The organism is Psychrobacter sp. Rd 27.2 (genome assembly GCF_001921755.1).
Classification (GTDB): Bacteria; Pseudomonadota; Gammaproteobacteria; order Pseudomonadales; family Moraxellaceae; genus Psychrobacter; species Psychrobacter celer.
Map to the genome: position 1 here is coordinate 1 of NZ_MRYB01000050.1, position 645 is coordinate 645.

1 protein-coding gene is annotated in these 645 nt (G+C 32.2%); it reads left to right on the plus strand.

The genetic code is table 11. The features are described from left to right. Nucleotides 1-143: 143 nt before the first annotated feature. Nucleotides 144-645, plus strand: a 502-nt coding sequence (locus BTV99_RS12550) for a hypothetical protein (RefSeq protein ID WP_075102679.1), incomplete at its 3' end; no start/stop codon positions are given.

The window sequence follows — 645 nt, forward strand, 5'->3', positions numbered from 1 at the left end:
TTTTTTGGTTGCTATCCCCATACAAAGAAACCATTAACCTTCAATAGATTATATGTTTCCTAACTATGTTTATGTATATTAACATGGTAGCCTTACAGATGTTAATTTACGGAAATGCAATATTATAAAGTTTTAGATATATTATGAATATTCAAGAGTACTTTACTAAGCTAAATAAAGAGTCACAGGCAATTTTTGAAAAGTCTATATTGTATAATGAGCAACTTGGGAAAGCTCATCATTTTGCTTCCTGTATTTTTGAGTTTTCAGAATACATTCCTGATCCTTTGGAAAAAAATATGTTTGTTACTGTAAGTGCTCAGCTAGAATCAGCAACTCTTAATTTGACGGTTGGTATGTATAGGCAAGCTTTTGCATCACTGCGTTTAGCATTAGAGATGGGGCTTGGTACAATACACTTTTCAGTGCATAAAATGGAACTAAATGAATGGTTAGATGGTAGAGCAGATATAAAATGGTCAAGTTTGATTGATGAATATAATGGAGTTCTTTCTCAGCGATTTGCTAAAGCATTTCTTAAAGAACTTTCAGGTAAGATCGACGATTATAGGAAACAAGCATCTTCTACATATAGAAAACTATCTGAGTTTGTTCATGGTAATAACGAAACATGGGTACATAGTG